Source organism: Croceibacterium xixiisoli (genome assembly GCF_009827305.1).
Classification (GTDB): Bacteria; Pseudomonadota; Alphaproteobacteria; order Sphingomonadales; family Sphingomonadaceae; genus Croceibacterium_C; species Croceibacterium_C xixiisoli.
In genome coordinates this window covers 1,111,908-1,137,739 of sequence record NZ_WTYJ01000001.1, presented here as the reverse complement: position 1 = coordinate 1,137,739, position 25,832 = coordinate 1,111,908, and the positions used below count along the sequence as shown (strand labels likewise).

The window sequence follows — 25,832 nt, the reverse complement described above, 5'->3', positions numbered from 1 at the left end:
GTCGAAGGGCAGGCACTACCCTGCCCCAGGGCGCAACCGACGGCGAGCAGCCTTCGACGAGCTCAGTCTGAGCGGGTGTGGTGGGAGTTTCGACCCAACCTCACTCAGTGTAGAATGTCTCGCCCGGATGCCAGGGTTCATCAGCAGTGCTGGTCGGGCAACGGCGATAGAGGACGTCGTCCAGCCGCGCTTCATTGGCCCCAAGCCGCACGACTGCCAGATCGACGCGCTGCTCCGGCCCCGGCGGTTCATCGCTGGCGGCTTCCTGTTCGCGGTACGTGAGCGTGATCTTGCCTTGGTCCAGCGTCCAGCGGCCGGATGATCCTTCCGTGCCATAGGCCCCATCCGCATCGAAGCGGATCGGCGCGCCGCTGCCGCAGTAATAATCCTTGGCCACCCAGGCACCCGCCAGCCAAGCCGGATCAACCGCATCGGACGCAGCGGCCACCGGGCTGGCAGACGCCGCGCTGCTTGCAGGCGCTGTGGTTGCGACAGCTTCGCCATCGGGCTGGTTATCAGCCTGGCTACCTTGCCCGCACGCCGCCAGCATCAGGCAGGCGATGGCCGTACTTGTGATCTGTTTCATCAGCTATCCCTTTCCAACATCAGCAGACTATCAATCAGAAGCCGCAGCCCCAGCCATTGGTCAGGCCGTCCAGCACCTGGGCGGAACCGCGTGCGGACAGCACAATGCTGTGATTGCCGGATCGCACCACCAGCCGATCGGCCCGGCGCCAGCTTTCCAGCACCACCGCCGTCGGCTTGCCATGCAGGTAGAATTCATCCTGCGACAAGCCATTGACGCGAAAGCTGTTCAGCACGGCATCGCCGCGCATGGCTTCGACCACGGTGTTCTTGTTGGCCAGCGCGTCTGCATTCCCTTCCTGCGCCGAAAAGCTGGAAGTTATTTCCCCGGTGTCGCCGGAAGCGCAGGTCAGCCGCAGCGCATATTCCTTGCCCTGGGCATTGGCCCCCAGCACTCCGGCAACCACGATCCCTCTGTTCGCCTGTTCAAGAAACCAGCTGCCACGCGGCTGGGCATCCTGCGCCCCCGCAACCGCCGCCACGAAAGAAAGCGGCGCCACCAGCGCCGCCACACAATGCATGTGCATAAGACCCCCGATATTCACCCCGAATGATCGCGCGATTGCCCGAATGAGATGACGGGCGAATGACTTGGGAGTTGGCGGCCCCCTCCCCGCACAGCCCTGTGGCCTTCCGCCCCCTCACTCTCTAAGCGGGCGCAGCAATTTTCATCTCACAGGCAGACCCATGGCACGCAAGAAATCCAAACATGATCGCTATGAGGATCTGCCCGAAGAGGACGAAGCCCCGCAGGAAATCCCGCCCTGCTGGCTGTGCGGGCGGCCGATGGGCAAGAATGTGGTCTGGCATCACCCTGTACCCAAGAGCCGAGGCGGGCGCGATGTGGTGGCGATGCATCCGGTGTGTCAGGCGACGGTGATGGCCAATTTCACCAATTCCGAACTGCAGCGCCACGGGATGAATGTGGAAGGCCTGCTGGACAATCCCAAGGTCCGCAGCTTCGTGGACTGGGTCGCGAAGAAGGACCCGGATTTCAACGCCGCCATGGTCAGCAAGAAGCGCTGATCCTGCCCCTAAGCTGCGCAGCTTGCGAAATACAAAGCGGATAGTTATTATCCGCATTTCACCGCAGGAACCGATCATGCAGCTGAAATCGCAGGTTGAATGGGCACTGCATTGCTGTGCGATCCTGGGCATGTTGCCACCCGACCGGCATCTGTCGGCCAAGGCGCTGGCCGAATTCCACGGGGTGCCCAAGGAATACCTGTCCAAGGCGTTGCAAAGCCTGTCGCAGGCCGGGGTGGTTCATACCACAGCCGGGGTTGCCGGCGGCTATCGCCTGGCCCGCCCAGCCGGCGAATTGTCGTTCCTGGATGTGGTGGAGGCGGTCGAAGGGCGGCGATCAACGTTCCAATGCGCGAATATCCGCGCCAACAACCCCTGCCGCCCGGCGGACCAGTGCGATGACAAGCCCTGCGCCGTGGCGCGGGTGATGTGGGATGCCGATGCCGCCTGGCGTGCATCACTGGCCGGGGTCAATCTGGCAGGGCTGGCAGCAACGCTGAATGACGATCTATCCCGCGAACTGCTGGCAGCGTCCGAGAAATGGGTGCTGGACCGGGCGCGCTGAGCAAGCGTGACCGGTCCAGCCATTCGCATCAGGCAGGAACTGGGCTGCCGAAAACCGGATCGGCTGCCAGTGTGTCCTGCGCCGCGGCAACGATCGCTTCAGCCCGATCGGCGTGCACCAGTCCTTCCAGATAGATGAAGCGGATGTCGCGGATGCCGATAGTGGCCAGCACATCGACCAGATAGCCAGTCAGATGATCGGGCTGCCGCGCGTCGGCCCCGGTGATCCGCCCGCCGCTGGTGATCACGATCAGCGTGGGCCGGTCGGCAAGAATACCGACTTTCCACCCATCCTGCGGCACGAAACTGCGCCCGATCCGCAACACCTGATCGATCCACAGCTTCAGCGCGGCCGGCACGGTGAAATTGTGCATCGGCGTGGCGATGATCATCCGGTCCGCCTGTTCGATCTCCGCAATCAGTTCTTCCGACAGCGTGAAGGCCGGCACATCATGGGCGTGACCACCCACCACCGCGTCGGCATAGCCGCGCGCCAGCACCGGTTCGGGCAAGACGGTCAGGTCACGCCGCTTCAACTGCATGGACGGATCAGCGGCGATCAGATTGGCGACCGCCTGATCCGCCAGCCGATGACCGCGCGAATCCGCGCCATAAGGGCTGGCGCTGATCAGCAATATGGATGCCATGTCGTCTCTCCTTCTCCGGCGCTCAGGCCAACTGCGCCTTGTCCAGGCCGAACATCCGGTCGGCCGATCCCGGCACCGCGCGGAAGGCGATATTCAGCCGGTTCCAGGCGTTGATGGTCATCACCGCATAGGTGAGATCGGTGATCTCCTTTTCCGAAAACTGGCCGCGCACATGGGCGTAGGTTTCGTCCGAAACGCCGTCAGGCCCGATCTGCGTCAGCGCCTCGGCCCAGGCCAGCGCCGCCCGTTCGCGCGGTTCGAACAAGGGCGATTCCCGCCAGATCGCCACATGGTGGACCCGCAGATCGCGTTCCCCTTGGATCTTCGCCTCCTTCACATGCATGTCCAGGCAGAAGGCGCAGCCATTCAGCTGCGAAACACGGATATCGATCAGCGTCAGCGTCCGCTGCTCCACCGTGCCGGCCTTGGCCGCTCCGCCCAGGTCGATCAGCTTCTTGAACAGTTCCGGGGATTGAGACGCGAAATTGATGCGCTGGCTCATGGCTTGGTCCTTTCCTTTGTTCGATAACCCGGATATTAAATGTCCGCGTTTTAATTGAACAGGGCGATCAGCCTGCGCAGCGCGCATAAGGCCTATGCAAAACGGGAATGGAGGGCGGCATGGATCTGGTGGTGGCGATCAGGAGCTTCCTGCGGGTGGCGGAAACGGGATCCTTCTCTGCCGCCGCGCTTGATCTGGGGCTGACCCAGTCCAGCGTGTCCCGGCAGATCGCCGGATTGGAAGATCACTACGCCATCCGACTGTTCCACCGCACGACCAGCGGCCTGTCGTTGACGGCGGACGGCGAACGCACTTTGCCCGTGGCGCTGCAGGTGCTGGAAGCGGTTGAAAGCCTGGGGGAAACAGTCGGCAACCCCGGATCACCGGTACGCGGGCGCGTGCGGTTGAGTGTGCCGACACCGCTGGGCCTCTATCTCAGCGATAGGATCAGCGCACTGCTGGACCAAAACCCCCTGCTGGATATCGAACTGCTGCTGCGGGATCACCCATCCGATCTGATCGAGGATGGCATCGATCTGGAAATACGGCTGGGCCCGGCGGTGGACAGCAGCCTGGTCAGCCGCCGGATCGGCTGGACTACCGCCTATTTGGTGGCTTCACCCGCCTATCTGGCCCGGCGCCCTGGCCCCGACACCCCGGCCGCGCTCAGCAATCATGACTGTATCTGTTATGATCGCGGCGGGCGCGGCAGCCGCTGGACATTTTCCGATGGCTCGCGTGATCACGTGGTGGAATTGCGCCCCCGGCTGCGGTCGGACAATGCCGTGGCCGTCTATCGCGCGGCGCTGGCGGGGGCAGGCGTGACGCTGCTGTCGCACATTCTGGCAGAACCCGCGATCGCCGCCGGGCAGTTGGTCCCGCTGATGCCTGGATATCCGCCCGCGCGCCTGCCGATCGTCGCCGTCTACCCCTCCCGCCGCAATATGGCGCCGCGCGTGCGGGCGGTGCTGGATTTCCTGATCGATGCCATTGCGCGGGATAAAGCCATGCGAGCGGAGCGATGAACGGCAAGCGAGCGGATAGATCGCTGAGCCGGCCGTTCGCCTATAATCACCCGACGGTGGGGTAATCGGTGTAGCCTGCCGCGCCGCCGCCATAGAGGGTGGCCTGATCGATCTCTGCCAGCGGGGCGCCGGTCTTCAGCCGCTCGACCAGATCGGGGTTGGCGATGAAGGGGCGGCCGAAGGCGATCAGATCGGCCTTGCCATCCGCTAGCCGGGCATCGGCCAGCCCGCGATCATAGCCATTGTTGGCGATGTAGCTGTTGCGAAATGCCCGGCGCAGGGCGTCGAAATCGAATTCCACATCGCGCGGGCCGCCGGTCGCGCCCTCGATCACATGGATATAGGCGATGTCCAGCGCATCGAGCTGCGCCACGATGTAATCGAACTGCGCCTGCGGATCGCTGGTGGAAATGGCATTGGCCGGGGATGCGGGGGACAGGCGCACGCCGGTGCGGTTGGCGCCGATTTCCTGCGCCACGGCGGCGGTCACCTCGATCATCAGCCGCGCGCGGTTTTCGACCGATCCGCCATAGGCATCGGTGCGGTGGTTGGCGCCATCCTTGGCAAACTGGTCGAGCAGATAGCCATTGGCGCCATGCACCTCCACCCCGTCAAAACCGGCGGCGATGGCATTGGCGGCGGCGCGGCGGAAATCCTCGATGATGCCGGGGATCTCGTCCAGTTCCAGCGCGCGGGGTTCGGAAACATCGTGGAAACCATTGTTCACGAAGGTCTTGGTTTCGGCCCGGATGGCCGAGGGGGCCACCGGTGCCTGCCCGTCGAGCAGATCGACATGGCTGATCCGGCCGACATGCCACAGCTGCACGAAGATCCGCCCGCCCTTCGCATGCACGGCATCGGTCACCTTGCGCCAGCCGGCCACCTGTTCATCGGTGTAGAGACCGGGCGTGTCCTGATAGCCCTGCCCCTGCTTGGACACCTGCGTTGCCTCGGCGATGATCAGCCCGGCGCCGGCACGCTGGGCGTAATATTCGGCAGCATGTTCGCTGGGCACCAGGCCGGGGCCGGCGCGGTTGCGGGTCAGCGGGGCCATCACCACGCGATTGGCCAGCGGCGTGGCGCCGAGTTCGTAAGCGGAAAAGAGAATGGTGTTGTCGGTCATGAGAATCGTCCTTCAAAATGGGGGAATGGATCAGGCCGTTTGGCGATAACGCGGGGCCGGCTGGGACTGGGCGAAACCGGGCGCCATCGTCTGGCGTGCCGCTTCGAAACCATCCCACTGGGCGCCATCATGCAGCGGCGGAATGGTCACAGGCTCGCCCTGATCGAACCCGGCCAGCGCCGCATCGACGAGGTCTTCCACCTCCATCACGCCCTGCACGGTTTCGACATCGATTCCCGAATGGCCCCAGATTTCGGTGCGGGTTGCCGCTGGCAGCACGGCCTGCACATGCACGCCTTGCGCGCCCAGTTGGAGGTTCAGCGCCTGCGAGAGATGGAGGATGAAGGATTTCGTCGCGCCATAGGCGGCCATGCCGAATTCGGGGGCGAGGCCGACGACCGAACCGACATTGATGATCGCGCCGCTGCCCTGCGCGGCCAGGCGCGGGGCGATCGCATGCGCCAGCCGGGTGGGTGCGGTGACATTGAGCGCGATCAGCCGCTCGATGTCATCCGCCGGCTGATCGAGGAAGGTACCCGGCAGGCTGGCACCGGCATTGTTCACCAGAATGCCGATCTGCGTATCTTCACGCAGCCGCGTTTCCACCGCCGCCCGCTGCACCGGATTGGAGAGATCGGCCGGCAGGATATCGACCGCGACGCCATGTTCGGCGCGCAGCGTGGCGGCCAGCGCCTCCATGCGTTCCACATTGCGGGCGACCAGCACCAGATCATGCCCGCGACGGGCAAAACGCTGGGCATAGACGGCACCGATGCCAGTGGAAGCGCCTGTGACAAGAACGGCCGGAGTGGCGGACAAATTGGTGTTTTCGCTCATGGATTGCTCTTTCCCTGGGGGTCACTATATTCATGACAACCATCATCAATGGCCGGAATATGATGGCCATCATGAATAAGTCAATGTGTACCGGCAGGGAAAAATTGCCATGAAAGTGAGCCGCGAACAGGTGGCCCAGAACCGCGACCGCATCCTTTCGGAAGCCGGGCGGCTGTTCCGCGAAAAGGGCTTTGGCGCGGTCAGCGTGGCCGAGGTGATGAAGGCCGCCGGCCTGACCCATGGTGGCTTCTACGGCTATTTCCGGTCCAAGGACGATCTGATCGCGCAGGCGATTTGCCATGCGGACAAGGAGAAATCGGCCGCCGAATGCCTTGGTTCCTGGATCGACACCTATCTGTGCGAGACCCATCGCGACCATCCCGAACTCGGCTGCGCCACCGCCGCCCTGGCCGGGTTGATGCGCGACCAATCGCCTGAAGCGCGCGCAGCCATGGCCCAGCAACTCTCCGCCCAGATCGAACGGCTGGCGGCGGTCACCCTTGGCGGCGATGCAGCGGAACGCCGTCGCGCCGCCATTGGCAGCTGGTCCGCCATGGTTGGCGCGCTGATCCTGGCCCGTTCGGTCGATGATCCGGCGCTGTCCCAGGAATTGCTGAGCGAGACCCGCCGCTGGATCGCGGAAAACGGCGCCATCGAACAAACGCCGGGGGTCTAGGCAAACAAATTGGCCGCCAGAAATCACGGCCGTCCAGCCTGCATTCCCAGCGTCGCCAGCTTTCGCTATGACACCGGCCAATCACCCCTTAAAACAGGCCTTTGGCCTTTTGCCGGAGCCTGCATTTGCCCACCAGAACCGCCCTGCTGATCGATTTCGACAATCTCTTCATCGCCTTGTGGGAGGTTGATCGGGAGGCGGCGATGCGCTTCGCCTCCGAACCGGGTGAATGGTTGCAGGCGCTGGCGAACAGCCATCTGACCGGCGAACCGCGCCGCTGGCTGGTGACCCGCTGCTATCTCAATCCCGCCGGCTATGTGCATGCCACCGCCGATCGTACCGAGCGGCTCTATTTCTCCCGCTTCCGGCCCGGGCTGGTGCGCGCGGGGTTTGAGGTGATCGATTGCCCGGTGGTGACGCGGCAGGGCAAGAATGCGGCCGATATCCGCATCGTGCTGGATGTGATGGATCTGCTGAACCACAAGACCCAGTTCGATGAATTCGTGCTGGGATCGGGGGACGCGGACTTCACCCCGCTGCTGCAGCGGATACGCGCGGCCGACCGGCGGATCGCGGTGGTTTCGCCCAGCTATCTTGCCTCCGCCTATACAGCCATTGCCGATCAGATCGTCGATTTCGATGCCATGACTGCGATCCTGCACAGCGATGCGGGCACCGATGCGGTCGATGATTTCGACGGCGCGAACGGTTCGGCGGCCACGGTCTCGGAGGAAGAACAGCAGCGTTTCGCCGAATTGATCCGGCAGCGTTATGACGAAGCGACCGGGCCGCTCAACCTCGCCTCCCTCGCCTTCGAAGCGGCGCGGGTGTGCCCCAATGCCAAGCGTTCCGAATGGTTTGGGCACAAGAGCTTTTCCGCTGCCGTGGCGGTGCTGGAATTGCCCGATATCAAGCTGTCGCAGCACCATCTGTGGAACGATGCAAAGCATCAGCCCCCCGCCCCGACCGCCAGCCCGCCGGCCGCCGATGTGCCCGAGACCATCGCCCTGCTAATGCGGGCGCTCGATTTTCCGCGGCTGGCGAAGGATGACTGGTCGCCGCTGTTCGACACGCTGGCGCTCTATGCCGAACAGGACCATGCCGACGATGAAGAGGTAACGCGCTGGGTCAGCGAGAAGCTGGCGCAGGACCATGGCATCGACGTGCCGCGCGGAACGGTCAGCTATGTCGTGCGCGGCTGCCAGTTTGGCGGGGTGCGCCTGGATGGCAAGACTGCGCCGACCGCAGACCAGCTCAGCATCGCTTTCTTCAATGCCCTGCTGGACCGGACGGCAGCCCTGGGCAGCCCGGTCACGCCCGAGGAAGAAGACACGCTGGCCGACTGGCTGGGGCTGGAACTGATCGATTGAAATGGGCGGGGGCGGCTGACACAGACTGTCGAGCCCGCCCCCATCAAGGTTCCGCTGATCGGGACCTCTGCTTAAGGTACGACGATGGCTGAAAAATTCGAACGGCATCGCCAGCCCTGGCGCCAGGATGAAGTGCAGAAGCTGCACACTCTGGCGAAGAAGGGCATGGCGCTGAAAGCCATCGCAAAGGCGCTGACGCGCAGCGAAGAATCGGTGAAGGATCGGGCCAAGGCGGACGGGCTGTCGATCGCCAAGCTGCGCTGAACCCTGGCTTTTTATTGATAGCGCAGCAGGTTTCCGAAGCCTTCATTCGCCTTGGTCATCTTGGCCAGTTTGCGCAGATTGGCGCGGATGTATCGTTCGCAGCGGCGATCATCATTGACGCCGGACAGGCGGTAATCGTCCTGCGAAATCAGTTCCTTGATCCGCGCCGCAAGGGCGGCCTGATCATTGGTGCATGGGGCAGACTTCAACGTGCGGCACACCCATTCCTCGGCCGCCGCAAGGTCGTAATCATCCTGCGCCGTATAGCCGCGCCGATCCGCCGCCGCCTGATCCAGCCGCGCGGCTTCGAACCGGCTCTGCAGCCACTGGCGAACCTGTTCGCCGTTCCACGCGCTGGTGGCATCGTTCTTTTCACTCATGCCTTGCTCCATGCGGGAGATTGTACCGGACGCAAGGTTTGATCGCAGGCGCGCCTATCCGCGCACGATCGCAATCACCGCCGGCCTCGGCGGCTGGCCGGGGGCGAAATCGGGCCAGCCGGTCAGAACTTCGGCCAGATTGGCGGCGCGTTCGGAAGGGTGCTGGATCGACAGGAACAGCGTCTGTCCATCGGGGGTGAAGGCCGGGCTGCAGCATTCGGACTGGATCGGCGGGTTGTAGAACAGCCGGGGCAGGCCGCGTTTCGGCCCAGTGGTGTCCATCACCCACAGCCCGTCATGCCCGCGAATGCCGGGCCCGTCGCTGCAGACCCACAGCCGCCCGGCGGGATCGAAGCCGATATTGTCGGGCTCCACAAACCAGCCCTGGCGGCTGGTATCGGCATGAAATTGCGCCTGATCCTGCGGATTTTTCGGATCGCCGCAGAGGATGAACACATCCCAGGCGAAGCTGTCCGCGCCATGATCGGGCTGACCATTGGCGCCGTTGGGCGGGATCATTTCCAGGATGTGCCCGTGATTGTTGGCGGCACGCGGATTGGCGGGATTGGGTTCGGTGCGGTCGCCATTGCCGGTCAGTGCGATATAGACATGGCCGGTGACGGGATTGGGTTCGAAGCCTTCGGGCGAATCCATCGGCGTGGCGCCGAGTAGATCGGCCGCGCGGCGGGTTTCGATCAGCACATCACCCTGATTTGCAAAGCCATTTTCCGGGGTCAGCGGGCCCTGCCCCCAGATCAGCGGCAGCCAGTGGACCGTGCCATCGCCATCGAAGCGCGCCACGGCCAGCACGCCATCGTCCAGCAAATCGCGATTGGCCGCCCGGTTCTGCATGTCGACCGGGCGTTGGCTGGTGAAGCGGTAGCAATATTCGAATTCGTAATCATCGCCCAGATAGACGACCACCCGGCCATCGGCGGCCAAGGCGCAATGGGCGCCCTCGTGGGCAAAACGGCCCAGCGCGGTGCGCTTGACCGGGGGTGCCTCCGGATCGAACGGATCGATTTCCACCACCCATTCGAACCGGTTGGGTTCATTGGGATGTCGATCAAAATCAAAGTGTTCGTGGAACCGCGCCCAGCCATAGCGGCCATGGGCCGAGTCTTCGTAATGGCTGCGTTCCATCAGCGCGCGGTCGGGATGGCGGTCGACGTGGCCGGCGAAGAAATCGGCCGATCCTTCCTCACAGGTGAGCACCGTGCCCCAGGGGGTGCGGCCGCCGTTGCAATTGTCATGCGTGCCCAGCGCCCAAAGCCCGGCGGGATCGGCAGCGGTGCGCAGCCTGGGATGGCCGGCGGCGGGGCCGGAAATGCGGATCGGGGTGTCGGCGGTGATGCGACGGTTGTAGGCCCCGCCCTGCACCACGCCCCATTGCCCGGCGGCGTCGCGCTGCACCTCCACCACGGAGACACCGCAGGCGGCGATGCAGATATCCACCTGATCGCGCGTGATATTTTCCGCCAGACCGGCCACATCAAGGCCGGGGAACATCAGCTGCGGATTGGGATATTCGTGGTTGACCACCAGCAGGCCATGGTCGCTGCTGCCCGAACCCAGCGGCAGCGGAAGGAAGGCGGTGTAATCATTGTTGATGCCGAACTGCCGCCGGGCAGTGGCCGGGCTTAGTCGGGCGACATCGAAGGCCGGGGCATCGGCAAACAGCGGGTCGCCCCAGCGGATGACGACCTGCCTGGTGTAGCCGATGGGGAGGCGATCGCCGGCGCGGGGTTCCAAGGCAATTTCGTCGAATTCGAACGGCTGGCCGGCGGTTTCGGAGGCCGCGTGGGCCACGCCGGAGTACGCGCTGCCCGCGCACAGCAACGCGCCACCTGCGCATGCAGTGCGCATCAGCAGCGCGCGGCGGGACAGCAGCGCCGACATCGGCGGGCTGTTTCCGCGCGGGCGAGCGGGGGTTTGCCCGCCCTTGTCATTGCCGACAAAGGCGGGCCAGTAACCGATGCTGTCGTCCTTGTCCGACATCAGAGCGACGCATTGATCCCGAAGGTGACGGTGCGGCCGGTGTAGGTCGCGCCTTCCAGATATTGGCTGCGGGCGCCATAGCGTTCATCGACGATGGGATCGCGGCCATTGTTGAGCAGGTCCACCGCATTGACAAACAGCTTCAGCTGGGGCGTGATGGCATAGCGCAGCTGCGCGTCGAGCGAGCCATAGGGTTCTTCGACGATGCGCACGTCATAGCTGGAATAGCGGACCGCCTGACTGTCCCGCCAACCATAGGCCAGCGTGCCTTCGATGCCGTATTTCTGATAGGTCAGCGCGGCGGTGACGATGGTTTCCGGGGCGTTGAAGAAATCGCCGTCTTCCAATCCTTCGATACCGGCGTCGGCATTGCTGCGCTGGAAGGTGGCATTGGCATAGACGCCCAGCCCGCCCAAGGCGCCCGGCAGTTCGGGGAACTGGCGCACGACATTGAGTTCCAGGCCGTAGATTTCCGCGCTCTTGCCATTGGTGTAGGTGATGACATCATCGATTTCGCGGCCGGCGAGGCGCGGATCGTTTTCGAAGCGTTCGCGATCGCCCTCGGTTTCCGGGGAGATGCCGGAGAAGATGAACTTGTCGATCTTCTTGAAGAACAGCCCGCCCGAGATCAGCCCGACCGAACCGAAATAGCGTTCGACGCTGAGATCGAAATTGTAGGCGAAGGCGGGCTTGAGCCCCGGATTGCCGACGGTGATATCGACCATGCCATTGTCTTCGGAAATCTCGGTCGCGCCCGAGATGTAGAGCGGTTCGGGCCGGGCGATCGAGGTGTAGAAGGCGCCGCGCACCACGAAGTCCGGGGTTGCGCGATAGTTCAGCTGCAGGCGCGGCAGGACATTGGTGTAATTGGCCGTGCCCTTGACCTTGTTGTAGACCGGATCTTCGCCTTCCAATTCAAGCAGCTCGTAATTGTCGGACGAGACGCGGGTGTGATCCACACGCAGGCCGCCGATCACTTCCAGGCCGCCCCACACGCCCTTGGCCATGATGTAGCCAGCGTAGATATCCTCATCGCTGGTGTAGCTGTCTTCATCGAGCGGGATCGAGCCGCCGTCGAGATATTCGTTCACATAATCTTCGGGATTGGCGTCGATCAGCCCCTGCGAATAATTGCGCCAATTCATCAGATTGGCGATGTTGAGCGACAGATAAGGAGCATAGGGTGCGCCGACCACGCTGGTATCCACCAGCGGCCCGGTGCCGAACTGGCCCAGCGTCAGCGGGCCGGTGAGTTCCATTACATTGCCTTCGAACAGCACGCGGCGTGACCGCTCAACCTTGATGCCGCCCTTGACCATCCGCAGCCAGGAACCGGCCGGTTCATAGGCGATGTTGAGGTGGCCGGCGTAACGGGTGTTCTTGGAATCGTCGATATCGATGTCGTTGTAACCCAGCACATAGCCATCGGGATCGGCGATCGCCGCGAGATCCGCCGCGCTGAGATTGGGCACCGGGAAGGCGCCGGAGAAATCATAGTCGAACAGATTGCTGTCGAGCGATTTGGTGAAGGCCACTTCATTGTCGAAGGGTTCTTCGCGCTTGCCGGTCGAATAGCCGAGGCCGTAATCCAGCGTGACCGCGCCGCTGCGGGTGACGCCGCTCAGCACATAGCTCTGCTGCGTCAGGATGGTTTCTTCATACTGGTTGAAGATGTTGGCGCTGCCCGGTTCGGTCAGGATCAGTTGGCCGGCATCGTCGTAATCTTCCGTGCCGCCTTCGAAATAGAGCGCGTTGGACAGTTCCTGATCGAACAGACGGTTGAAGCTGCCCTTGAAGGTGAGTTCGGTGCTGCCGCTGACCGCCCAGTTGAGCGCCAGATTGGCGGAGATGTTTTCGCGTTCATTGTCATAGCGGGTCAGGTGATACTGCAGCGGGGTCACGCCCGCGCTTGCATCCTCTTCATCCAGGCGCAGATAGTCTTCATCCTGATAGAAGACGAAGCCGCGCGTCTTGCGTTTCGACCAGGCGCCCGACACCAGCACACCGAACTGCTGATCCGGGCCGAAGCGCGTGGCCAGCGTGCCCTGCACCTGCGGCGCCACTTCACCGGCCAGATCGTGGTAGAAACCGGCGGCAGTGAAATCCATCACCGGCTTGCGGTAATCGAAGGCGGTTGCGGTTTCGAGCACCACCGCGCCGCCGATCCCGTCTGCATCCTGTTCGGGCGAGAGGGTCTTGTGCACGGTGATGGAGGACAGCGCGCTCGTCTGGATCATGTCGAGCGGAACGCGGCGGTTTTCCTTTTCCGGCTGCGCGGCGTTCATGCCGTTGATCTGCGTGCTGTTGAGCCCGCTATCGAGACCACGGATCGAGATGTAGCGCCCTTCGCCCGCATCCACTTCACGCTGGACGGAAACGCCCGGCACGCGGCGCAGCGCCTCTGCCGCGTTGAAATCGGGGAAGCGACCGGCCTGATCGGCGGAGACGACATTGCGGGTGTTGTCGGCTGCACGCTGTTCATTCAGCGCCTTGGCCTGCGCGCCGCGCTGACCGCTGACGAGGATGACATTCCCGCCCGATGCCTGGGCAGTCTGCGGGTTCATGGCGATGTCGCGGCGCAGTTCGGCACCGGCCGTCAGGGTGACGGGCACCGTGTTGACCGGCAGACCAATGTAATCGATCCGCAGCGTGTATTCGCCCGGCACGACATTGCCGAAACGATAGAGGCCCTGATCATTGGTGACGGCGGTGTCGCCGGTTTCGATGATGGTGACCGTGGCGCCGGTCAGCAGCGCGCCGCCATCGGCCAGCGCGACCTGCCCGGTCAGTACGGCTGAACCGGTTTGCGCCATCACGGCAGCAGGCGCAGCAGCCACCCCGATCACGGGCAGCGCCACACCGAGCATGAGACGGACGGTGAAACGAAAAACAGTGTTGGAAGACGCCGGCATGATTTTCCCCCTGACCCCGACGCGAGCGTCAGAGCGGCTGTGCGGCAGAACCGCAGTGTGTTGGATGGCAGCCTCTGAGCCCTGGTTCGCGCCGCTTTGCCCGCCACCGCCAGCTATGGGCAGGGAAGCATTCCGGGCCGCGCGTCGAAAGTTGCCGGCAGACTGTGCCCCGCCCGCTAGGCGCAAAGTGTTGCAGTTTCGGGACGGCGTTTTTGCACCCGGTTTAACCATGTATGATAATCGTTCACAATCAGATCATTTGTTTGTGAATTTTATCGTGCAAGCTGGGGCTGCGCGGATATGATCGCATCTTTGCTGCCAAGGATGCGCGCCTCGCCATCGCGGTATGGTGGATGCGGAAGAACAGCCAATCCAGCGCCGATGGAGGACGCCGATGGATCTGAATCAGCTTCTTGCCCATCATCAGTTGGCCCTGATCGATGCCCAGCACGATCCCTGCGCCATCGGCAGGGCCGCCAGCATGGATCGCGCGCATCATTATGCCGATCGCATTCGCCTGTTGCGGGAAGAACTGGGTGTAACCCACTATGGATCGCCGGATTGCTTAGGCAGTCCGGCCCAAGCGTGATAGACACGATCCCGCGCACGTTGAATTTGCTACGGACTTCGCCAGTGCGAGACGGCTGGAACACTGGTTTCCACAACCCGATCGCGACGACTTCCTTCCCATTCAAGACACGACGCAGCCCGGATCGCAATGTCGCGACCGGGAGTCTCCGTTTCCTGAAAGGAAGCCAGTCATGCCCGTAGGTACCGTTAAATTTTTCAATGAAGACAAAGGTTATGGCTTTATCGCGCCCGAAGATGGCGGCGCGGACAGCTTCGTTCACATCACTGCAGTCCAGGCCGCCGGCCTGCGCACCCTGCAGAAGGAACAGCGCCTTTCCTATGAAGTCGAAACCGGCCGCAATGGCAAGGAATCGGCTGTCAATCTGGTCGCACTGTGATCCGATGATTCCGATGCCGGGGGTGGCTTGCCGCCCCCGGTATTTTTTTGCCTGAATTCCTGGAACGATGTTCCCGGATTTTCGGCAGGAATGTTTTGGGGGGAAGTTCCCGGGTCCGCAACCCGGGACAATCGATGTTAGTCGATCATGGCAGCGACGAGACGCTGCAGTTCCTGTCTGGACAGAACGGCGCAGGGGGCGGTCTTTGCGGCCCGGGGCGCCATGGGCGTGCTGTTGCGCAGCGCCATGCCGATATGATGAATGATATGCGGTACTGAAGGGTGCGCGATGGCACCGGTATTGTGAAAGTTCATGTATTCCTTTGGCGGCCGCGCCCTGTGCGCGGCCGAGTTTATCGATTGATCAGCGCCTGAAGCCGCTGCCACCCTTCCTGGGTGCGGGGCCTGTGCCCGGGGTCCGTTCGCGGAAGATGATGCGTCCCTTGCTCAGATCATAGGGTGTCATTTCGACATGCACCCGGTCACCAACCACCGAACGAATGCGGAATTTGCGCATCTTGCCGGCAGTATAGGCGATGATCCGATGGTCATTGTCCAGCATCACACCAAATCGCCCGTCAGGGTAGATTTCGTCGATGTGGCCTTCCATGGTCAGCAGTTCTTCTTTCGCCAAGTTTGGTCCTTTCTCACACGACCGGAAAAGCAGCAGCGCATTCTCGCGCGCAGCGGAGCCAGGCATCATGGATTGGAAGGCGAAATCGGGAAGGCCCGTCAGGGGACCCGTATCAAATTCCGTCGCTAGCGACGTCAGGCACGCGCGATATAATCGAGTGCCTGACGTTTTTCAATGCTTGTCCGCCGCAAACTGCGTTTTCCCCTTCATGCCGACCGCGCGCGACAGGCGGTCACTTCCAGTTGCAGCGTGTCCAGCGTGAAGGATCCATTGGCCTCGATCGCAAAATAGCGGGCGGTTTCGGCAGCGGCATGTTGTTGCAGCGACAGGATCGCCGCACGATGAACCTCCGGCGTGCGCATGCGGTCCACCCAGCTGGCATAATCCATCCGCAACCGCCGCGTCTGCGTGGCGCGCAGGCGGAAACCGGCGCGCGCCAGGGCCGAGGCCCATTCGGCTGGTGTGTAATTGCGCACGTGGGAAGGATCGCGCAGCAGTTCCAGTGCCTGCAGATGGGTGTCGAACGGCGCGTAGCCGGGGGAGACTACATCGATGAAGATCGCCGTGGCACCGGGCTGCAGGATGCGCCGCGCTTCCCGCAAGCCGGCATCGACATCGCGCCAGTGATGGGTTGAGAAGCGGCAGGCCAGCAGATCGGTGCTGCCATCATCCAGCGGAATGCGCTCGGCCGGGGCCACCACGCCGGTGATATTGCCCAGCCCGCGCTGCGCCGCCGCTGACTCCACCGCCGCCACCATCGCCGGGGACAGATCGATCGCACTGACCCGCCGGGCATGGCGCGCCAGCCGCCAGGCGACATGGCCGCCGCCGGTGCCCAGATCCACCGCATGGGCGGGCTGCCGATCCGCAGCCAGTGCCTCCACCGCGTCGAGATCATCGCCACCGGCGTGGACGGCGCTGTCGATATAGGCCTGCGCCTGCGCACCGAACTGGCTGTCGACCTTCTGATCATGGGACGGGGGGCGGGATGGCGTTTGGTTCATCAGACTGTTCCTTTCGCCAAGGACAGAGCGCAGTCCATAACCTGTTACAATGGACTATCTTATCCTGTTATAAATGCCACCATGGAAACAGACGATCAGCGCCGCCTGCTGGGCCGGTTCATCCGATCCCACCGCGAACGCATTGCGCCCGAGGGCCCGTTGCGCCGTCGCCGCACGCCCGGCCTGCGGCGGGAAGAGCTGGCGCAGCGCGCCGGGATCGGGGTCACCTGGTGCGCCTGGATCGAACAGGGCCGGCCGATCGCCATCGCGCCGGCCACGCTGGGCAGGCTGGCCGATGCGCTGGTGCTGACGGCGGCCGAGCGGGCCTATCTGTTCGAACTGGCCGGACGCCGCGATCCGCAGGCCCCGCCCAGCCCCCTTGCCCACCAGGCACCGGAAGCGATCAGCGCGTTAGTGCAGGCCCTGCCCCACCCGGCCTATGGGCTGGATCCCCTGTGGAACGCCTGCTGCTGGAACGCGGCGGCGGCGCATCTGTTCGGCGACTGGCTGGGAGGAGAGGGCTGCCCGCAGGCCAATCTGCTGCGCTACACCTTCACCGCAGCATCGGCACGAGCCCTGATACCCGACTGGGACAATCGCGCCCGCCGCCTGCTGGCCGAATTCCGTGCCGATGCCGCCCGGCTGAGGGACGATCCGCGCTTCACCGCGCTGGTGGATGATCTGCGCACGCAATCTCCCTTGTTCGACGAAGAGTGGGAGGCACAAAGCGTGCTGGCGCGTGAAGGCGGGGAGCGGCTGTTCGATCACCCGGCCGATGGTCGGCTGACCTATCGCCAGCACACGCTGAACCCGGCCGAGCGGCGCGACTACAAGCTGGTGGTGCTGGTGCCGGTGCAGGCAGAGCTGCCGCCCGGCCGACCGCAGCCGGATGAGAGGGCCAGCAGAGCCGATGGAGGGCGGCAGCACGCCCCGGGCAATACGGGTTAACATTTGGCAATCACACGCAGTGGAACCATTCCCCCGGCAGGCCTTTGTCGGATTTATCATGCCCGCAGCAAACGACCATGATGCGCCCACCGCCCCCAGCCGCGATGCCCCGGCCGATGGGGCGGCGCTGATCATCATCGACATGATCAACTGTTTCGATTTCGACGAAGGCGAGAAGTTGAAGGCACGGGCTGAAGATGCATGCGGCCCCATACTGCATCTGCGCGATCAGGCCGATGCCGCCGGCCACCCCGTGATCTATGTGAACGACAATTTCGGCGAATGGCATTCCGAAGCCTCGCAACTGGTGAAGCGCGCGCGCAAGACGGGCAACCCTGTGGTGGACCGCATCGCCCCGCGCGATGGCGATTATTTCGTCATCAAACCGCAGTATTCCGGCTTCTACGCCACCAATCTGCCCGTGCTGCTGCCCAAGCTGGGCGTGCGCGATCTGGTGTTGACCGGCATCGCGACGGACATGTGCATCCTCTTCACCGCGGCCGACGCCTATATGCGCGATTATGGACTGTGGGTGCCGCAGGACGCGACCGCAGCGATCAACCCCGCCCGGGAAAGATCCGCACTCGGCATTGTCCGCCGCGGCATGAGCGCCGAAACCCGGGCGACCCCCGCCCTGACATTGGCGGAATGGGCCGCCAGCCGCCAGCGCCAGCGTTCTTCGGAGGCTGCCATGCCGCCATGAAGCGACTGCCCATCCAACACTCCCGATTTCAAACCCCATGAATTGAGGATCAGGATCATGACGAAGGAAACCTATTCCGATGCGATCGCCCTGCTGAAGGCTGATCATCGGACAGTGGAAGACCTGTTCGAGAAGTTCGAAAACAGCAAATCCGACACGGCCAAGCAGCGCCTGGCCCAGCAGATCTGCACCGAACTGAAAATTCATACCGCGATCGAGGAAGAGATTTTCTATCCGGCGTTTCGTGGCAAGATCGAAGATGATCTGCTGGACGAAGCCTATGTCGAACATGATGGCGCCAAGGTGCTGATCAACGATATCGAAGCCGGATCGCCCGCCGACGATTTCTATGACGCCAAGGTCAAGGTGCTGTCCGAAGAGATCAAGCACCATGTTCATGAAGAAGAAGCCCGCGGCGAAGGCATGTTTGCCCAATGCCGCAAGGCCGATGTCGATCTGAAACAGCTGGGGGACCAGATGCTGGCCCGCAAGCAGGAACTGATGGCGGAGGCCAAGGCCAATGGTCTGCCGGTCGCCGTACCGACTGCGGTCAACCTGGTAATGGCATGACCGCGGGCAGCGCCGGTTTTCCCCTGGCCGGCGCTGCCCCCCATCGGAGCAGCATATGACAAGGCGCAATGCGTAGGTTTTTACACGTTAACCGTATTTGTAACGCGTTTTGCCGCGTTAACGGTGGAACTTTACCGAAAACTAACCATTACGCGTCAGCCAGATGGCATAAAGGTCGCACAAAATACCCGGGTCGCTGAGGGAAGTTTTACAATATGTCACAGATTGAGGAGACCCAGCCGCTGCAAGTGATGGGCCCTTGCGGAGAGGCGATGGGACTGGACGATTTGCCGCCGGCCGACACCATACGTTGGGTCGTGCGCCGGAAGGCGGAGGTGGTCTACGCCGTGACCGGCGGCCTGCTCACCGTCGAGGAAGCGATGATGCGCTACAGCCTGACGCGGGAAGAATTCAACAGTTGGCAGCGCCATGTCGAGCGATCCGGTCTGCGCGGATTGCGGGTGCGCGATCTGCAGGAATTTCGCGCACGACAAGCGGAACAGCAACGGCCGATCGCCCTGCTGACGCCCGCCGTCTGATCGCCATATCAGTTGAATGGGTTGGCCCGCTGGAGATTCCGGCGGGCTTTTTCATGTCTGTCTGGCGCTGATTGCCAGAGGAATTGTTTCAATCCACCATCGCCGCGACCAGGCGGCGCAATTCCTGCCCCGAAAGGTGGGTATGACTGTCTTGCGCAGTCGATGCGTCAGAGATTCGCGTGTCCGACTGTGGCGAGATCTTGTGGCGCATACTGGCACCGTGGTGATGCAAACTCATGAATTTCCTCGTGCGCTGCGACCGATGCAGCTGCGGTTAACAAAGCTTTTACAGGCATTTCGTTCCTGATGAGCAGCCAAGCTGCGCCAGTTTTGTTGCAGCGTGGAGGCACATGACGAACGGATGCCGGGCATGGCCGCAACGGCGGAAGATTGAATCGCGACATGCTTCCAGCTGCAGCCAGCCGGTACCCATGAAGCTTTGGCGATCAATTTGTAAAAAACACCTTCGGCATTTCCGGCCAGCCATGTCGGAACAACTTACAAACACAGAGATGATTTACAATTGTATCCAATTAAAATCGCCAAAATTCGCAATTGGCACAGGTTTTGAATAACGGAGATTACATCAACAGGAGGTGTAACATATCATGATCCGCAATTGTTTGATCGCTCTGTCTCTTGCCACTGCCGCCACTGTGGCCGTTTCGGGCCCGGCGCAGGCGCAAGTCGCCAATACGAAGCCGCCGCTGCCCGTCCGCGTGCCAGAGCCCGGCATGCTGGCCCTGTTCGGCGCCGGCCTGGTAAGCGTTGCCCTGCTTCGCCGCAGCCGGAAGAACCGTTCCTGATCGCTGGCCGGACATCGCCGCCTGCCCTGTGCGGGCAGCGATGTCCCTTCCTCAGGCCGGCAGCCGCGCACCATGCGGCGGCTGGCTTTCTGCCGCGCTTTCCACCGGAACGATCGGAACCGCGCCGATATCGGCCGGATAGCGATAGCTGCCGAGCAGCCAGTACAATCCAGTGGCCATCGCCAGCGCCACCAGCATCATGACATAACCGCTGGTGTAATCGCCGCTGCTGTCGCGCATGGCGGCAACGATCGGCGGAGCCGCACCCATGCCCAGCGCCAGCAGGCAGTTTTCCAGCCCAGTGTAGAAGCCGAAGGATTTGAGCCCGAAATAACGGATGTGCAGATAGCTGCCGATCGGGCGGACCGTGCCGAAGGCAAAGCCGCTGCAGGCAACCGCCACCATCAGCAGCGGCCAGGCGCCCACACTCATCGACGCGAACAGAAAGGCCAGCGTGCCGGCGAAGGATATCATCGTGAAAGGGGCCGCCACCCGACCGCGCCGCGACCGATCCAGCGCCCAGCCCACCGCCAGCGTGCCAAGCGGGGCGATCAGCGCCGAAAGGCTCATGTAAGTGGCAGCATCGGACTGGGTGAAGCCCTTTTCCTGCAGCATGGGCACAAGGAAGGGCATCAGCCCGTTGCGCGGGGCCACACCCAGCACGGTGGCGGCGACCACCACCCAATAGATGCGACAGCGCAGCACCTCCGGCACGGTCAGGCCGGGCAAGGCGGCGGAAGCGGCAGCAGCGGCGGGCGGTTGATCGGGCGAAGCGGATCGGTCACGGCGGCGGAACAGGCGGCGTTCGCTGCCGATTTCGCCGGGTTCATCCAGCGTGAACCAGATCAGCGGCAGCAACAACAGCACCAGGCAGCCGCAGGTGATGAACATGGTGCGCCAGCCATAATCGCTGATCAGCCAGTTGAGCAGCGGCGGCAGCGTGGCCATGGCCAGCGTCGATTCCACCCCTAGCAGCGCCAGCGCCTTGTCGCGATGCTGGGTGAACAGCGCGCCCAGCACCTTGGTATAGCCCATCGCCGTGCTGCCGAAGAGACCGAGCACGCCGAACAGCAGATAGAATTGCCACAACTCCCCGGTCTGGAAACCCATGGCCAGCGTGGTCAGCCCGACCGCCGCCGTGCCCAGGATCACAATGGGCCGCACCCCGATCCGGTCTATGAGAAAGCCGAACAGCGGCATGAAGACCGCCCCGGACCAGAGCATGGCGCTGGTCGCCCAGCTGAATTGCGCCTGGCTCCAGCCGAATTCGCTTGTCATCGGGATGTTCACCAGCGTGATCGCGCCAAAGGCGAGCAGGCTGCTGGCGAACAGATTGGTGATCGAAATGATCGTGGCCAGCCGGATCTTGCGGAAGGAGAAATCCGATTCGAACTGCGGCTGGTCAGCAGTGGCTGGAGGCGACGGGGCCATGGCAATGCCTTTCCTCTGCGCCGGCGCCATACTGCGCCGGTCGCGGGTGGTGGGTCATCCTAATCCCTTGGCTGCATCCCTCTCTGCTGGAGGGGTCAGCCGAATTGACGATCCCGGGCGGACAAACGGAGCACTGTCGCCCGCCCGGGGTCGTGCGCCCGTCAGGCCGACTGGGTTGCGGCCTGCGGACGGCTGAACTCCGACCGGCTTTGCGCAAACATGCGTTGGACGGCGGGTCGCTCGTTGATCCGTTGCAGCCAGGCGATCAGGCCCGGCGTATCGGTGGGGTTGACGAAATCGGCGAAATATCCGCCTTCGCGGTTCATGCCATTGGCGATGGCGAAATTGCAGATGTCGGCCAGGCTGTAGCCGCCTTCGAGCAGGTAATCCTGCCGGCTGAGCGTTTGTTCCAGCCGTTCGACCGAGACGCGCACCTTGCGGAATTCCTCGTCCAGAATGTCCTGCGGGAAACCGTCGCGGGCGCGGCGCCATTTGACCTGCTGTTCGGGGATCGGGACATTCTTGAGATGGTCTTCGAATTCCTGATCGCTCATCTGCCGGGCGATATCGCGAATGCCGAAGGCCCAGCCGATTGTGGAGACGCACCAGCAGAAATATTCATCGACCCATTTGGTCCACACCCGCATCTGCGCCACCTGATAGGGATCGGCCGGGCGCAGCGGGGCGCCATCGGAAGTCAGCGCATCCGGGAACACATCTTCCAGATATTCGCAGATCACGGTGGATTCGGTGACGATGTTGCTATCGTGATCGAGCGCCGGCACCTGGCCGCGCGGATTGATCGCCTTGTACCAGTCCGCATGCTGTTCGAACTGGCGCGGATCGAGGAAGCGCGGGGTGAAATCCAGCTGCTTCTCATACAGCGTCAGCAGAGGCTTGAGCGAATTTGCGCCGGGACCGAAACTGTAGAGTGTAAGCATGCCGAACTCTCTCCATACCCTGGTGGGCTTTGCCCATGGCCATACCCTGGTGGGCTTTTGCCCGTGGACTCTGCGTAGCGGGCTGGACCTGAGCTAGAGCTGCATGATGCGGTCTGTGCAGGTTAATTACTGTAATTCAGGCCCGGAGTAACGTTATGCAACCGTTATAACGGGTATAAAATTGACTTATATCAAATGGTTGGAAAATCTCTTCACCGACCCACTGCCTGCCCTGCAAACCGGGCGCGCGGGCTGGTCCGCTGCCATCGGCGTGGCGCAACAGCGCGTCGGGGCCAACAAAAAAGGCCGCCGGATCGCTCCGGCGGCCTCTGCCTGATCAATCTGGCTGGGTTCAGCCGACGATTTCGTCAGCCTTGAAGAAGAAGTCGATTTCGATCGCTGCGTTTTCTTCGCTGTCCGAACCATGCACAGTGTTGGCTTCGATGCTTTCGGCCAGTTCCTTGCGGATGGTGCCTTCAGCGGCATCCTTCGGATTGGTGGCGCCCATGATGTCGCGGTTGCGCTTCACGGCGTCTTCGCCTTCGAGCACCTGCACCACGACCGGGCCGCTGGTCATGAAGGAGACGAGTTCACCGAAGAAGGGGCGTTCCTTGTGGACCGCGTAGAAGCCTTCGGCCTGCTCCTGCGACAGCTGCAGACGCTTCGAAGCGACGACGCGCAGGCCGGCTTCTTCCAGCATCTTGGTGACGGCGCCGGTCAGGTTGCGGCGGGTCGCATCGGGCTTGATGATCGAGAAGGTGCGGGTAACCGCCATGGGAATTTCCTTTGGGCTAGATTATCGGTTTGATTGCGCGCGCCACTAGCGCTGCGACGCCCGGTGAGCAAGCGCTATGGCCCGAGCCGCAGGCCAAGGCTGGACCCGAGCCGCAACCCAAGTCGGGAACCGGGGCCGAGGTGCGCGATCAGCCCTGCTTGCCGACCATCAGATAGGCCACCGTGCCGCCCTGCGCATCGGGGGTGGCGTTGACGGAGAATATCGCCCCGTCATTCCCCTCCCCCGCCAGCATCACGGTTTCGTTCGCCCGGGCTTCACTGACGATGCGAATGCCGATGGCTTCAGCCTGCTTGCGATAGAAGGCGCTGATCTTTTCCGGCGTATCGCGGCTTTGCATCACCACCATCGTGCCTTCTTCCACGCCGTGATCCATGGTGGAATTGCTGATCACGCTGGCACCGGGATAAAGCGTATAGCCGTTCGGCAGCTTCACCGCTGATCCGGTGTTCGTCTGCAGTTCCATCACCTCCCCATCCGGACCGGTGGTCTTGATGGTGGTGGTTCCGCCATTCTGGCTGACCGTCTGGGTCACGTCGCCGTCTTCGGTGCGAATGGTCTGCGTGTTTTCGGACCCGCACCCCGCCAACAGCAGGCATGACATGGCCAGCGACAGGGTGGTGATGCGCAACATGATCCGGTTCCTTCCTTGGATGGGCTACGGTCCCTGGCTTACGCCCGCTTGAGCCACTTCCCGTCCGTCAGCTCGAAAAATTCCCGCTCGACATCCTCGCGCCCGTCGAACTGGCGCCAGATGCGGCGCGCTTCCGCCTTGCCCACATCGTCGAAGAACACCAGCACGCGGGCGAAGCCCTCTGCCTCTTCCCGCCAGCGGCCATCGGCCAGCGCCAGCAGCTCCGCGCCATTGGCGGCGCGGCAATCGGCCGACAGCAGGATCGGCTGGCGTTCCTCATGCGGCTGGCCGGCGCGACCATGGGCGAGGAAATCTTCGGGAAACATCTCCCACAAGGTCCGATCGATCCGGGCCAGCAGGGCATCATCATCCGCCACGACCAGCATGCGCTGATCCTGCCGCCGCGCCGCGCGCGCAATCAGCGGCAGCACCCGTTCGATCGGGTGGCTGCCGGAAAGATAGAAGCCGAGCCGCAGATCAGCCGCCCAGCGTGTCGCGCACGTAGCGGTCGATCAGGCGCACGCCGTAACCGGTTGCGCCCTTGTCCCAGGTGGCGCCGGGCTTGTCGGCCCAGACCATGCCGGCGATGTCGAGATGCGCCCAGGGCGTGCCGTTTTCGATGAAGCGCTGCAGGAACTGCGCCGCCGTGATCGAGCCGCCGTAACGCGGGCCGACATTCTTCATGTCCGCGATCGGGGAATCGATCAGCTTGTCATAGGCGGGCAGCAGCGGGAAACGCCACAGCCGGTCACCCGAGGCCTGGCCCGCTTCGGTCAGGCGGTTGGCCAGATCATCATTATTGCTGAAGATACCGGCATATTCCTGACCCAGCGAGATCAGGATCGCGCCGGTGAGCGTTGCCAGATCGACGATCGCCTCGGGGGCGAATTCGCGCTGCGCCCAGGTCAGCGCGTCGCACAGCACCAGCCGCCCTTCGGCGTCGGTGTTGATCACCTCCACCGTCTGGCCGGACATGGTGGTGACGACATCGCCGGGGCGCTGCGCCTTGCCGTCGGGCATGTTTTCCACCAGCCCGCAGACACCGATGACATTGGCCTTCGCCTTGCGACCGGCCAGTGCGAGCATGGCGCCGGCAACGGCACCCGCGCCGCCCATGTCCCACTTCATGTCTTCCATGCCGGCGGCCGGCTTGATCGAGATCCCGCCGGTGTCGAAGGTGACACCCTTGCCGACAAAGACGGTCGGCTTGCCGCCTTCCGGGCCGCCGAGCCATTTGATGACCAGCAGGCGCGATTCGCGTTCCGAACCCAGGCCCACGCCCAGCAGCGCGCCCATGCCGAGCGCCTGCATTTCAGCGTCATCGAGATAGGAGAGTTCCACGCCGGTGCCGGCGAAGCGTTCCTGGCAGCGTTCGACGAAGCTGGCGGGATAGATGATGTTGGCCGGTTCGGCGACGAGTTCACGGGTGAATTCCACCCCGGCGGCGAGCGCGCTGCCCGCCTGCCAGGCCGCTTCCGTCCCTTCGGGGGCGCCGACGACATCCACCGTCTTGAGGGAGATCTTCTGTTCGTCCTTCAGCCGGGTGCGATAGGCGTCATGCCGCCAGGACCGCAACCGCAGGCCCAGCAGCACGGCCGAAGCCTGGTCCGCATTCCAGCCGGTGCCCGACAGATCGAGCGTGAGCGCGGTTTCGCCGCTGGTCAGATATTTCGCGGCGAGCGCGGCGCCGGCGCTTTCGAATCCGGCCAGCGGATTGGCGCCCTCCCCCTTCCCCGAGCCCGCAAGCGCGAGCCGGATGACGCGGCCGTCGCGTTCCACGAAAGCTTCGAACAGCTGGCCCGCCTTGCCCGAGAACCGGGCCGCACGCGCACCTGCCACAACCGCCTGTTCCAATCCCGCCGGTAACGCGTCCTGCCCGACGACATGGGCGACAAGCTGCGAGGAGGGGACGGGGCCAGAGTGGAAGCTGAACTGCATGATCTCTCCGATGGA

General features: G+C 63.2%; 31 protein-coding genes. 12 read left to right on the top strand and 19 right to left on the bottom strand.

Annotated features, from left to right (window positions below):
• Nucleotides 1–100: 100 nt before the first annotated feature.
• Together GRI97_RS05425 and GRI97_RS05420 are read right to left on the bottom strand one after the other, a co-directional pair.
• Nucleotides 101–586, bottom strand: a complete 486-nt coding sequence (locus GRI97_RS05425) for a hypothetical protein (RefSeq protein ID WP_161390069.1) — start codon at nucleotides 584–586, stop codon at nucleotides 101–103.
• Nucleotides 587–620: 34 nt separating this feature from the next.
• On the bottom strand, nucleotides 621–1,085 hold the full coding sequence (locus GRI97_RS05420) for a hypothetical protein (protein WP_161390068.1): 465 nt from the start codon (nucleotides 1,083–1,085) through the stop codon (nucleotides 621–623).
• Between the two features lie 187 nt (nucleotides 1,086–1,272).
• Here GRI97_RS05420 and GRI97_RS05415 point away from each other — a divergent pair, with 187 nt between their 5' ends.
• Nucleotides 1,273–1,611, top strand: coding sequence for a hypothetical protein (locus GRI97_RS05415; RefSeq protein ID WP_161390067.1), 339 nt, complete (start codon nucleotides 1,273–1,275; stop codon nucleotides 1,609–1,611).
• 76 nt (nucleotides 1,612–1,687) lie between these two features.
• Complete coding sequence (locus tag GRI97_RS05410) at nucleotides 1,688–2,176, top strand: Rrf2 family transcriptional regulator (RefSeq protein WP_161390066.1); 489 nt, start codon at nucleotides 1,688–1,690, stop codon at nucleotides 2,174–2,176.
• Nucleotides 2,177–2,204: 28 nt separating this feature from the next.
• Here the strand turns inward: GRI97_RS05410 and GRI97_RS05405 are convergent, their stop codons facing one another.
• Together GRI97_RS05405 and GRI97_RS05400 are read right to left on the bottom strand one after the other, a co-directional pair.
• Nucleotides 2,205–2,822, bottom strand: coding sequence for an FMN-dependent NADH-azoreductase (locus tag GRI97_RS05405; RefSeq protein WP_161390065.1), 618 nt, complete (start codon nucleotides 2,820–2,822; stop codon nucleotides 2,205–2,207).
• A gap of 22 nt (nucleotides 2,823–2,844) precedes the next feature.
• Nucleotides 2,845–3,324: a carboxymuconolactone decarboxylase family protein gene (locus tag GRI97_RS05400; protein WP_161390064.1), complete on the bottom strand. Its 480-nt coding sequence runs from the start codon at nucleotides 3,322–3,324 to the stop codon at nucleotides 2,845–2,847.
• 107 nt (nucleotides 3,325–3,431) lie between these two features.
• On the opposite strand from GRI97_RS05400, the gene GRI97_RS05395 reads away from it, so the two are divergent.
• Nucleotides 3,432–4,349, top strand: coding sequence for a LysR family transcriptional regulator (locus GRI97_RS05395; RefSeq protein WP_202392585.1), 918 nt, complete (start codon nucleotides 3,432–3,434; stop codon nucleotides 4,347–4,349).
• 46 nt (nucleotides 4,350–4,395) lie between these two features.
• Here GRI97_RS05395 and GRI97_RS05390 read toward each other — a convergent pair whose 3' ends face one another.
• Complete coding sequence (locus tag GRI97_RS05390; protein WP_161390063.1) at nucleotides 4,396–5,472, bottom strand: alkene reductase; 1,077 nt, start codon at nucleotides 5,470–5,472, stop codon at nucleotides 4,396–4,398.
• Between the two features lie 30 nt (nucleotides 5,473–5,502).
• Nucleotides 5,503–6,309, bottom strand: coding sequence for an SDR family NAD(P)-dependent oxidoreductase (locus tag GRI97_RS05385; protein ID WP_202392584.1), 807 nt, complete (start codon nucleotides 6,307–6,309; stop codon nucleotides 5,503–5,505).
• A 109-nt stretch (nucleotides 6,310–6,418) separates the two neighbouring features.
• Between GRI97_RS05385 and GRI97_RS05380 the strand changes: the two genes are divergently transcribed.
• From GRI97_RS05380 to GRI97_RS05370, 3 genes are all read left to right on the top strand, one after another.
• Nucleotides 6,419–6,985, top strand: coding sequence for a TetR/AcrR family transcriptional regulator (locus tag GRI97_RS05380; protein ID WP_161390062.1), 567 nt, complete (start codon nucleotides 6,419–6,421; stop codon nucleotides 6,983–6,985).
• 125 nt (nucleotides 6,986–7,110) lie between these two features.
• On the top strand, nucleotides 7,111–8,355 hold the full coding sequence (locus tag GRI97_RS05375; RefSeq protein ID WP_161390061.1) for an NYN domain-containing protein: 1,245 nt from the start codon (nucleotides 7,111–7,113) through the stop codon (nucleotides 8,353–8,355).
• Nucleotides 8,356–8,439: 84 nt separating this feature from the next.
• Nucleotides 8,440–8,619: a hypothetical protein gene (locus tag GRI97_RS05370; RefSeq protein ID WP_161390060.1), complete on the top strand. Its 180-nt coding sequence runs from the start codon at nucleotides 8,440–8,442 to the stop codon at nucleotides 8,617–8,619.
• A gap of 11 nt (nucleotides 8,620–8,630) precedes the next feature.
• On the opposite strand, the gene GRI97_RS05365 is transcribed toward GRI97_RS05370, so the two are convergent.
• The 4 genes from GRI97_RS05365 to GRI97_RS05350 all read right to left on the bottom strand — a co-directional run bounded on the left by GRI97_RS05365 (nucleotide 8,631) and on the right by GRI97_RS05350 (nucleotide 14,456).
• Nucleotides 8,631–8,999, bottom strand: a complete 369-nt coding sequence (locus GRI97_RS05365) for a hypothetical protein (RefSeq protein WP_161390059.1) — start codon at nucleotides 8,997–8,999, stop codon at nucleotides 8,631–8,633.
• 54 nt (nucleotides 9,000–9,053) lie between these two features.
• Nucleotides 9,054–10,997, bottom strand: coding sequence for a PhoX family protein (locus GRI97_RS05360; protein ID WP_202392583.1), 1,944 nt, complete (start codon nucleotides 10,995–10,997; stop codon nucleotides 9,054–9,056).
• Complete coding sequence (locus GRI97_RS05355; RefSeq protein ID WP_161390058.1) at nucleotides 10,997–13,909, bottom strand: TonB-dependent receptor; 2,913 nt, start codon at nucleotides 13,907–13,909, stop codon at nucleotides 10,997–10,999. Before GRI97_RS05355 ends, GRI97_RS05360 begins: the two co-directional genes overlap by 1 nt.
• A gap of 250 nt (nucleotides 13,910–14,159) precedes the next feature.
• Nucleotides 14,160–14,456, bottom strand: a complete 297-nt coding sequence (locus GRI97_RS05350; RefSeq protein WP_161390057.1) for a hypothetical protein — start codon at nucleotides 14,454–14,456, stop codon at nucleotides 14,160–14,162.
• 214 nt (nucleotides 14,457–14,670) lie between these two features.
• On the opposite strand from GRI97_RS05350, the gene GRI97_RS05345 reads away from it, so the two are divergent.
• Complete coding sequence (locus tag GRI97_RS05345; RefSeq protein WP_161390056.1) at nucleotides 14,671–14,877, top strand: cold-shock protein; 207 nt, start codon at nucleotides 14,671–14,673, stop codon at nucleotides 14,875–14,877.
• Between the two features lie 137 nt (nucleotides 14,878–15,014).
• Here GRI97_RS05345 and GRI97_RS05340 read toward each other — a convergent pair whose 3' ends face one another.
• The 3 genes from GRI97_RS05340 to GRI97_RS05330 form a co-directional block, all read right to left on the bottom strand.
• On the bottom strand, nucleotides 15,015–15,191 hold the full coding sequence (locus GRI97_RS05340) for a hypothetical protein (protein ID WP_161390055.1): 177 nt from the start codon (nucleotides 15,189–15,191) through the stop codon (nucleotides 15,015–15,017).
• 49 nt (nucleotides 15,192–15,240) lie between these two features.
• Nucleotides 15,241–15,510, bottom strand: coding sequence for a translation initiation factor IF-1 (infA, locus tag GRI97_RS05335; protein WP_161390054.1), 270 nt, complete (start codon nucleotides 15,508–15,510; stop codon nucleotides 15,241–15,243).
• A 206-nt stretch (nucleotides 15,511–15,716) separates the two neighbouring features.
• On the bottom strand, nucleotides 15,717–16,514 hold the full coding sequence (locus GRI97_RS05330) for a class I SAM-dependent methyltransferase (protein WP_161390053.1): 798 nt from the start codon (nucleotides 16,512–16,514) through the stop codon (nucleotides 15,717–15,719).
• Between the two features lie 81 nt (nucleotides 16,515–16,595).
• On the opposite strand from GRI97_RS05330, the gene GRI97_RS05325 reads away from it, so the two are divergent.
• The 5 genes from GRI97_RS05325 to GRI97_RS05305 all read left to right on the top strand — a co-directional run bounded on the left by GRI97_RS05325 (nucleotide 16,596) and on the right by GRI97_RS05305 (nucleotide 20,080).
• Nucleotides 16,596–17,462 carry a helix-turn-helix transcriptional regulator gene (locus GRI97_RS05325; RefSeq protein WP_161390052.1) on the top strand — a complete coding sequence of 289 codons (867 nt, stop codon included), beginning with the start codon at nucleotides 16,596–16,598 and terminating at the stop codon, nucleotides 17,460–17,462.
• Between the two features lie 58 nt (nucleotides 17,463–17,520).
• Complete coding sequence (locus GRI97_RS05320; protein WP_161390051.1) at nucleotides 17,521–18,165, top strand: cysteine hydrolase family protein; 645 nt, start codon at nucleotides 17,521–17,523, stop codon at nucleotides 18,163–18,165.
• A 57-nt stretch (nucleotides 18,166–18,222) separates the two neighbouring features.
• A complete protein-coding gene (locus GRI97_RS05315; protein ID WP_161390050.1) occupies nucleotides 18,223–18,735 on the top strand; it encodes a hemerythrin domain-containing protein in 513 nt (170 codons plus the stop codon).
• A 215-nt stretch (nucleotides 18,736–18,950) separates the two neighbouring features.
• The gene (gene sciP / locus GRI97_RS05310) at nucleotides 18,951–19,274 is read left to right on the top strand and encodes a CtrA inhibitor SciP (protein WP_161390049.1); all 324 of its coding nucleotides are present in this window, start codon (nucleotides 18,951–18,953) and stop codon (nucleotides 19,272–19,274) included.
• A gap of 608 nt (nucleotides 19,275–19,882) precedes the next feature.
• Nucleotides 19,883–20,080, top strand: a complete 198-nt coding sequence (locus tag GRI97_RS05305; protein ID WP_161390048.1) for a PEP-CTERM sorting domain-containing protein — start codon at nucleotides 19,883–19,885, stop codon at nucleotides 20,078–20,080.
• A gap of 51 nt (nucleotides 20,081–20,131) precedes the next feature.
• Here the strand turns inward: GRI97_RS05305 and GRI97_RS05300 are convergent, their stop codons facing one another.
• From GRI97_RS05300 to GRI97_RS05275, 6 genes are all read right to left on the bottom strand, one after another.
• A complete protein-coding gene (locus GRI97_RS05300) occupies nucleotides 20,132–21,511 on the bottom strand; it encodes an MFS transporter (protein WP_161390047.1) in 1,380 nt (459 codons plus the stop codon).
• 161 nt (nucleotides 21,512–21,672) lie between these two features.
• A complete protein-coding gene (locus GRI97_RS05295; protein ID WP_161390046.1) occupies nucleotides 21,673–22,452 on the bottom strand; it encodes a glutathione S-transferase family protein in 780 nt (259 codons plus the stop codon).
• A gap of 352 nt (nucleotides 22,453–22,804) precedes the next feature.
• Nucleotides 22,805–23,227, bottom strand: a complete 423-nt coding sequence (gene ndk / locus GRI97_RS05290; RefSeq protein WP_161390045.1) for a nucleoside-diphosphate kinase — start codon at nucleotides 23,225–23,227, stop codon at nucleotides 22,805–22,807.
• A 148-nt stretch (nucleotides 23,228–23,375) separates the two neighbouring features.
• Complete coding sequence (locus tag GRI97_RS05285; RefSeq protein WP_161390044.1) at nucleotides 23,376–23,879, bottom strand: hypothetical protein; 504 nt, start codon at nucleotides 23,877–23,879, stop codon at nucleotides 23,376–23,378.
• Nucleotides 23,880–23,917: 38 nt separating this feature from the next.
• Entirely contained in the window at nucleotides 23,918–24,355 is a 438-nt protein-coding gene (locus GRI97_RS05280; RefSeq protein WP_161390823.1) for a DNA polymerase III subunit chi, read from the bottom strand.
• Between the two features lies 1 nt (nucleotide 24,356).
• Nucleotides 24,357–25,817 (bottom strand): leucyl aminopeptidase, encoded by a 1,461-nt coding sequence (locus GRI97_RS05275; protein WP_161390043.1) that lies wholly within the window; start codon nucleotides 25,815–25,817, stop codon nucleotides 24,357–24,359.
• Nucleotides 25,818–25,832 lie beyond the last annotated feature (15 nt).

What these genes read in the sequence shown, in the direction of transcription:
- GRI97_RS05315 (WP_161390050.1), top strand. Translation starts at nt 18,223, where the DNA reads ATGACGAAGGAAACCTATTCCGATGCGATCGCCCTGCTGAAGGCTGAT.
- ndk (WP_161390045.1), bottom strand. Translation starts at nt 23,227, where the DNA reads ATGGCGGTTACCCGCACCTTCTCGATCATCAAGCCCGATGCGACCCGC.
- GRI97_RS05345 (WP_161390056.1), top strand. Translation starts at nt 14,671, where the DNA reads ATGCCCGTAGGTACCGTTAAATTTTTCAATGAAGACAAAGGTTATGGC.
- GRI97_RS05395 (WP_202392585.1), top strand. Translation starts at nt 3,432, where the DNA reads ATGGAGGGCGGCATGGATCTGGTGGTGGCGATCAGGAGCTTCCTGCGG.
- GRI97_RS05355 (WP_161390058.1), bottom strand. Translation starts at nt 13,909, where the DNA reads ATGCCGGCGTCTTCCAACACTGTTTTTCGTTTCACCGTCCGTCTCATG.
- GRI97_RS05360 (WP_202392583.1), bottom strand. Translation starts at nt 10,997, where the DNA reads ATGTCGGACAAGGACGACAGCATCGGTTACTGGCCCGCCTTTGTCGGC.
- GRI97_RS05320 (WP_161390051.1), top strand. Translation starts at nt 17,521, where the DNA reads ATGCCCGCAGCAAACGACCATGATGCGCCCACCGCCCCCAGCCGCGAT.
- GRI97_RS05385 (WP_202392584.1), bottom strand. Translation starts at nt 6,309, where the DNA reads ATGAGCGAAAACACCAATTTGTCCGCCACTCCGGCCGTTCTTGTCACA.
- sciP (WP_161390049.1), top strand. Translation starts at nt 18,951, where the DNA reads ATGTCACAGATTGAGGAGACCCAGCCGCTGCAAGTGATGGGCCCTTGC.
- GRI97_RS05415 (WP_161390067.1), top strand. Translation starts at nt 1,273, where the DNA reads ATGGCACGCAAGAAATCCAAACATGATCGCTATGAGGATCTGCCCGAA.
- GRI97_RS05380 (WP_161390062.1), top strand. Translation starts at nt 6,419, where the DNA reads ATGAAAGTGAGCCGCGAACAGGTGGCCCAGAACCGCGACCGCATCCTT.
- GRI97_RS05285 (WP_161390044.1), bottom strand. Translation starts at nt 23,879, where the DNA reads ATGTTGCGCATCACCACCCTGTCGCTGGCCATGTCATGCCTGCTGTTG.
- GRI97_RS05295 (WP_161390046.1), bottom strand. Translation starts at nt 22,452, where the DNA reads ATGCTTACACTCTACAGTTTCGGTCCCGGCGCAAATTCGCTCAAGCCT.
- GRI97_RS05325 (WP_161390052.1), top strand. Translation starts at nt 16,596, where the DNA reads ATGGAAACAGACGATCAGCGCCGCCTGCTGGGCCGGTTCATCCGATCC.
- GRI97_RS05305 (WP_161390048.1), top strand. Translation starts at nt 19,883, where the DNA reads ATGATCCGCAATTGTTTGATCGCTCTGTCTCTTGCCACTGCCGCCACT.
- GRI97_RS05300 (WP_161390047.1), bottom strand. Translation starts at nt 21,511, where the DNA reads ATGGCCCCGTCGCCTCCAGCCACTGCTGACCAGCCGCAGTTCGAATCG.
- GRI97_RS05365 (WP_161390059.1), bottom strand. Translation starts at nt 8,999, where the DNA reads ATGAGTGAAAAGAACGATGCCACCAGCGCGTGGAACGGCGAACAGGTT.
- GRI97_RS05425 (WP_161390069.1), bottom strand. Translation starts at nt 586, where the DNA reads ATGAAACAGATCACAAGTACGGCCATCGCCTGCCTGATGCTGGCGGCG.
- GRI97_RS05390 (WP_161390063.1), bottom strand. Translation starts at nt 5,472, where the DNA reads ATGACCGACAACACCATTCTCTTTTCCGCTTACGAACTCGGCGCCACG.
- GRI97_RS05400 (WP_161390064.1), bottom strand. Translation starts at nt 3,324, where the DNA reads ATGAGCCAGCGCATCAATTTCGCGTCTCAATCCCCGGAACTGTTCAAG.
- GRI97_RS05340 (WP_161390055.1), bottom strand. Translation starts at nt 15,191, where the DNA reads ATGAACTTTCACAATACCGGTGCCATCGCGCACCCTTCAGTACCGCAT.
- GRI97_RS05410 (WP_161390066.1), top strand. Translation starts at nt 1,688, where the DNA reads ATGCAGCTGAAATCGCAGGTTGAATGGGCACTGCATTGCTGTGCGATC.
- GRI97_RS05275 (WP_161390043.1), bottom strand. Translation starts at nt 25,817, where the DNA reads ATGCAGTTCAGCTTCCACTCTGGCCCCGTCCCCTCCTCGCAGCTTGTC.
- GRI97_RS05405 (WP_161390065.1), bottom strand. Translation starts at nt 2,822, where the DNA reads ATGGCATCCATATTGCTGATCAGCGCCAGCCCTTATGGCGCGGATTCG.
- GRI97_RS05330 (WP_161390053.1), bottom strand. Translation starts at nt 16,514, where the DNA reads ATGAACCAAACGCCATCCCGCCCCCCGTCCCATGATCAGAAGGTCGAC.
- GRI97_RS05370 (WP_161390060.1), top strand. Translation starts at nt 8,440, where the DNA reads ATGGCTGAAAAATTCGAACGGCATCGCCAGCCCTGGCGCCAGGATGAA.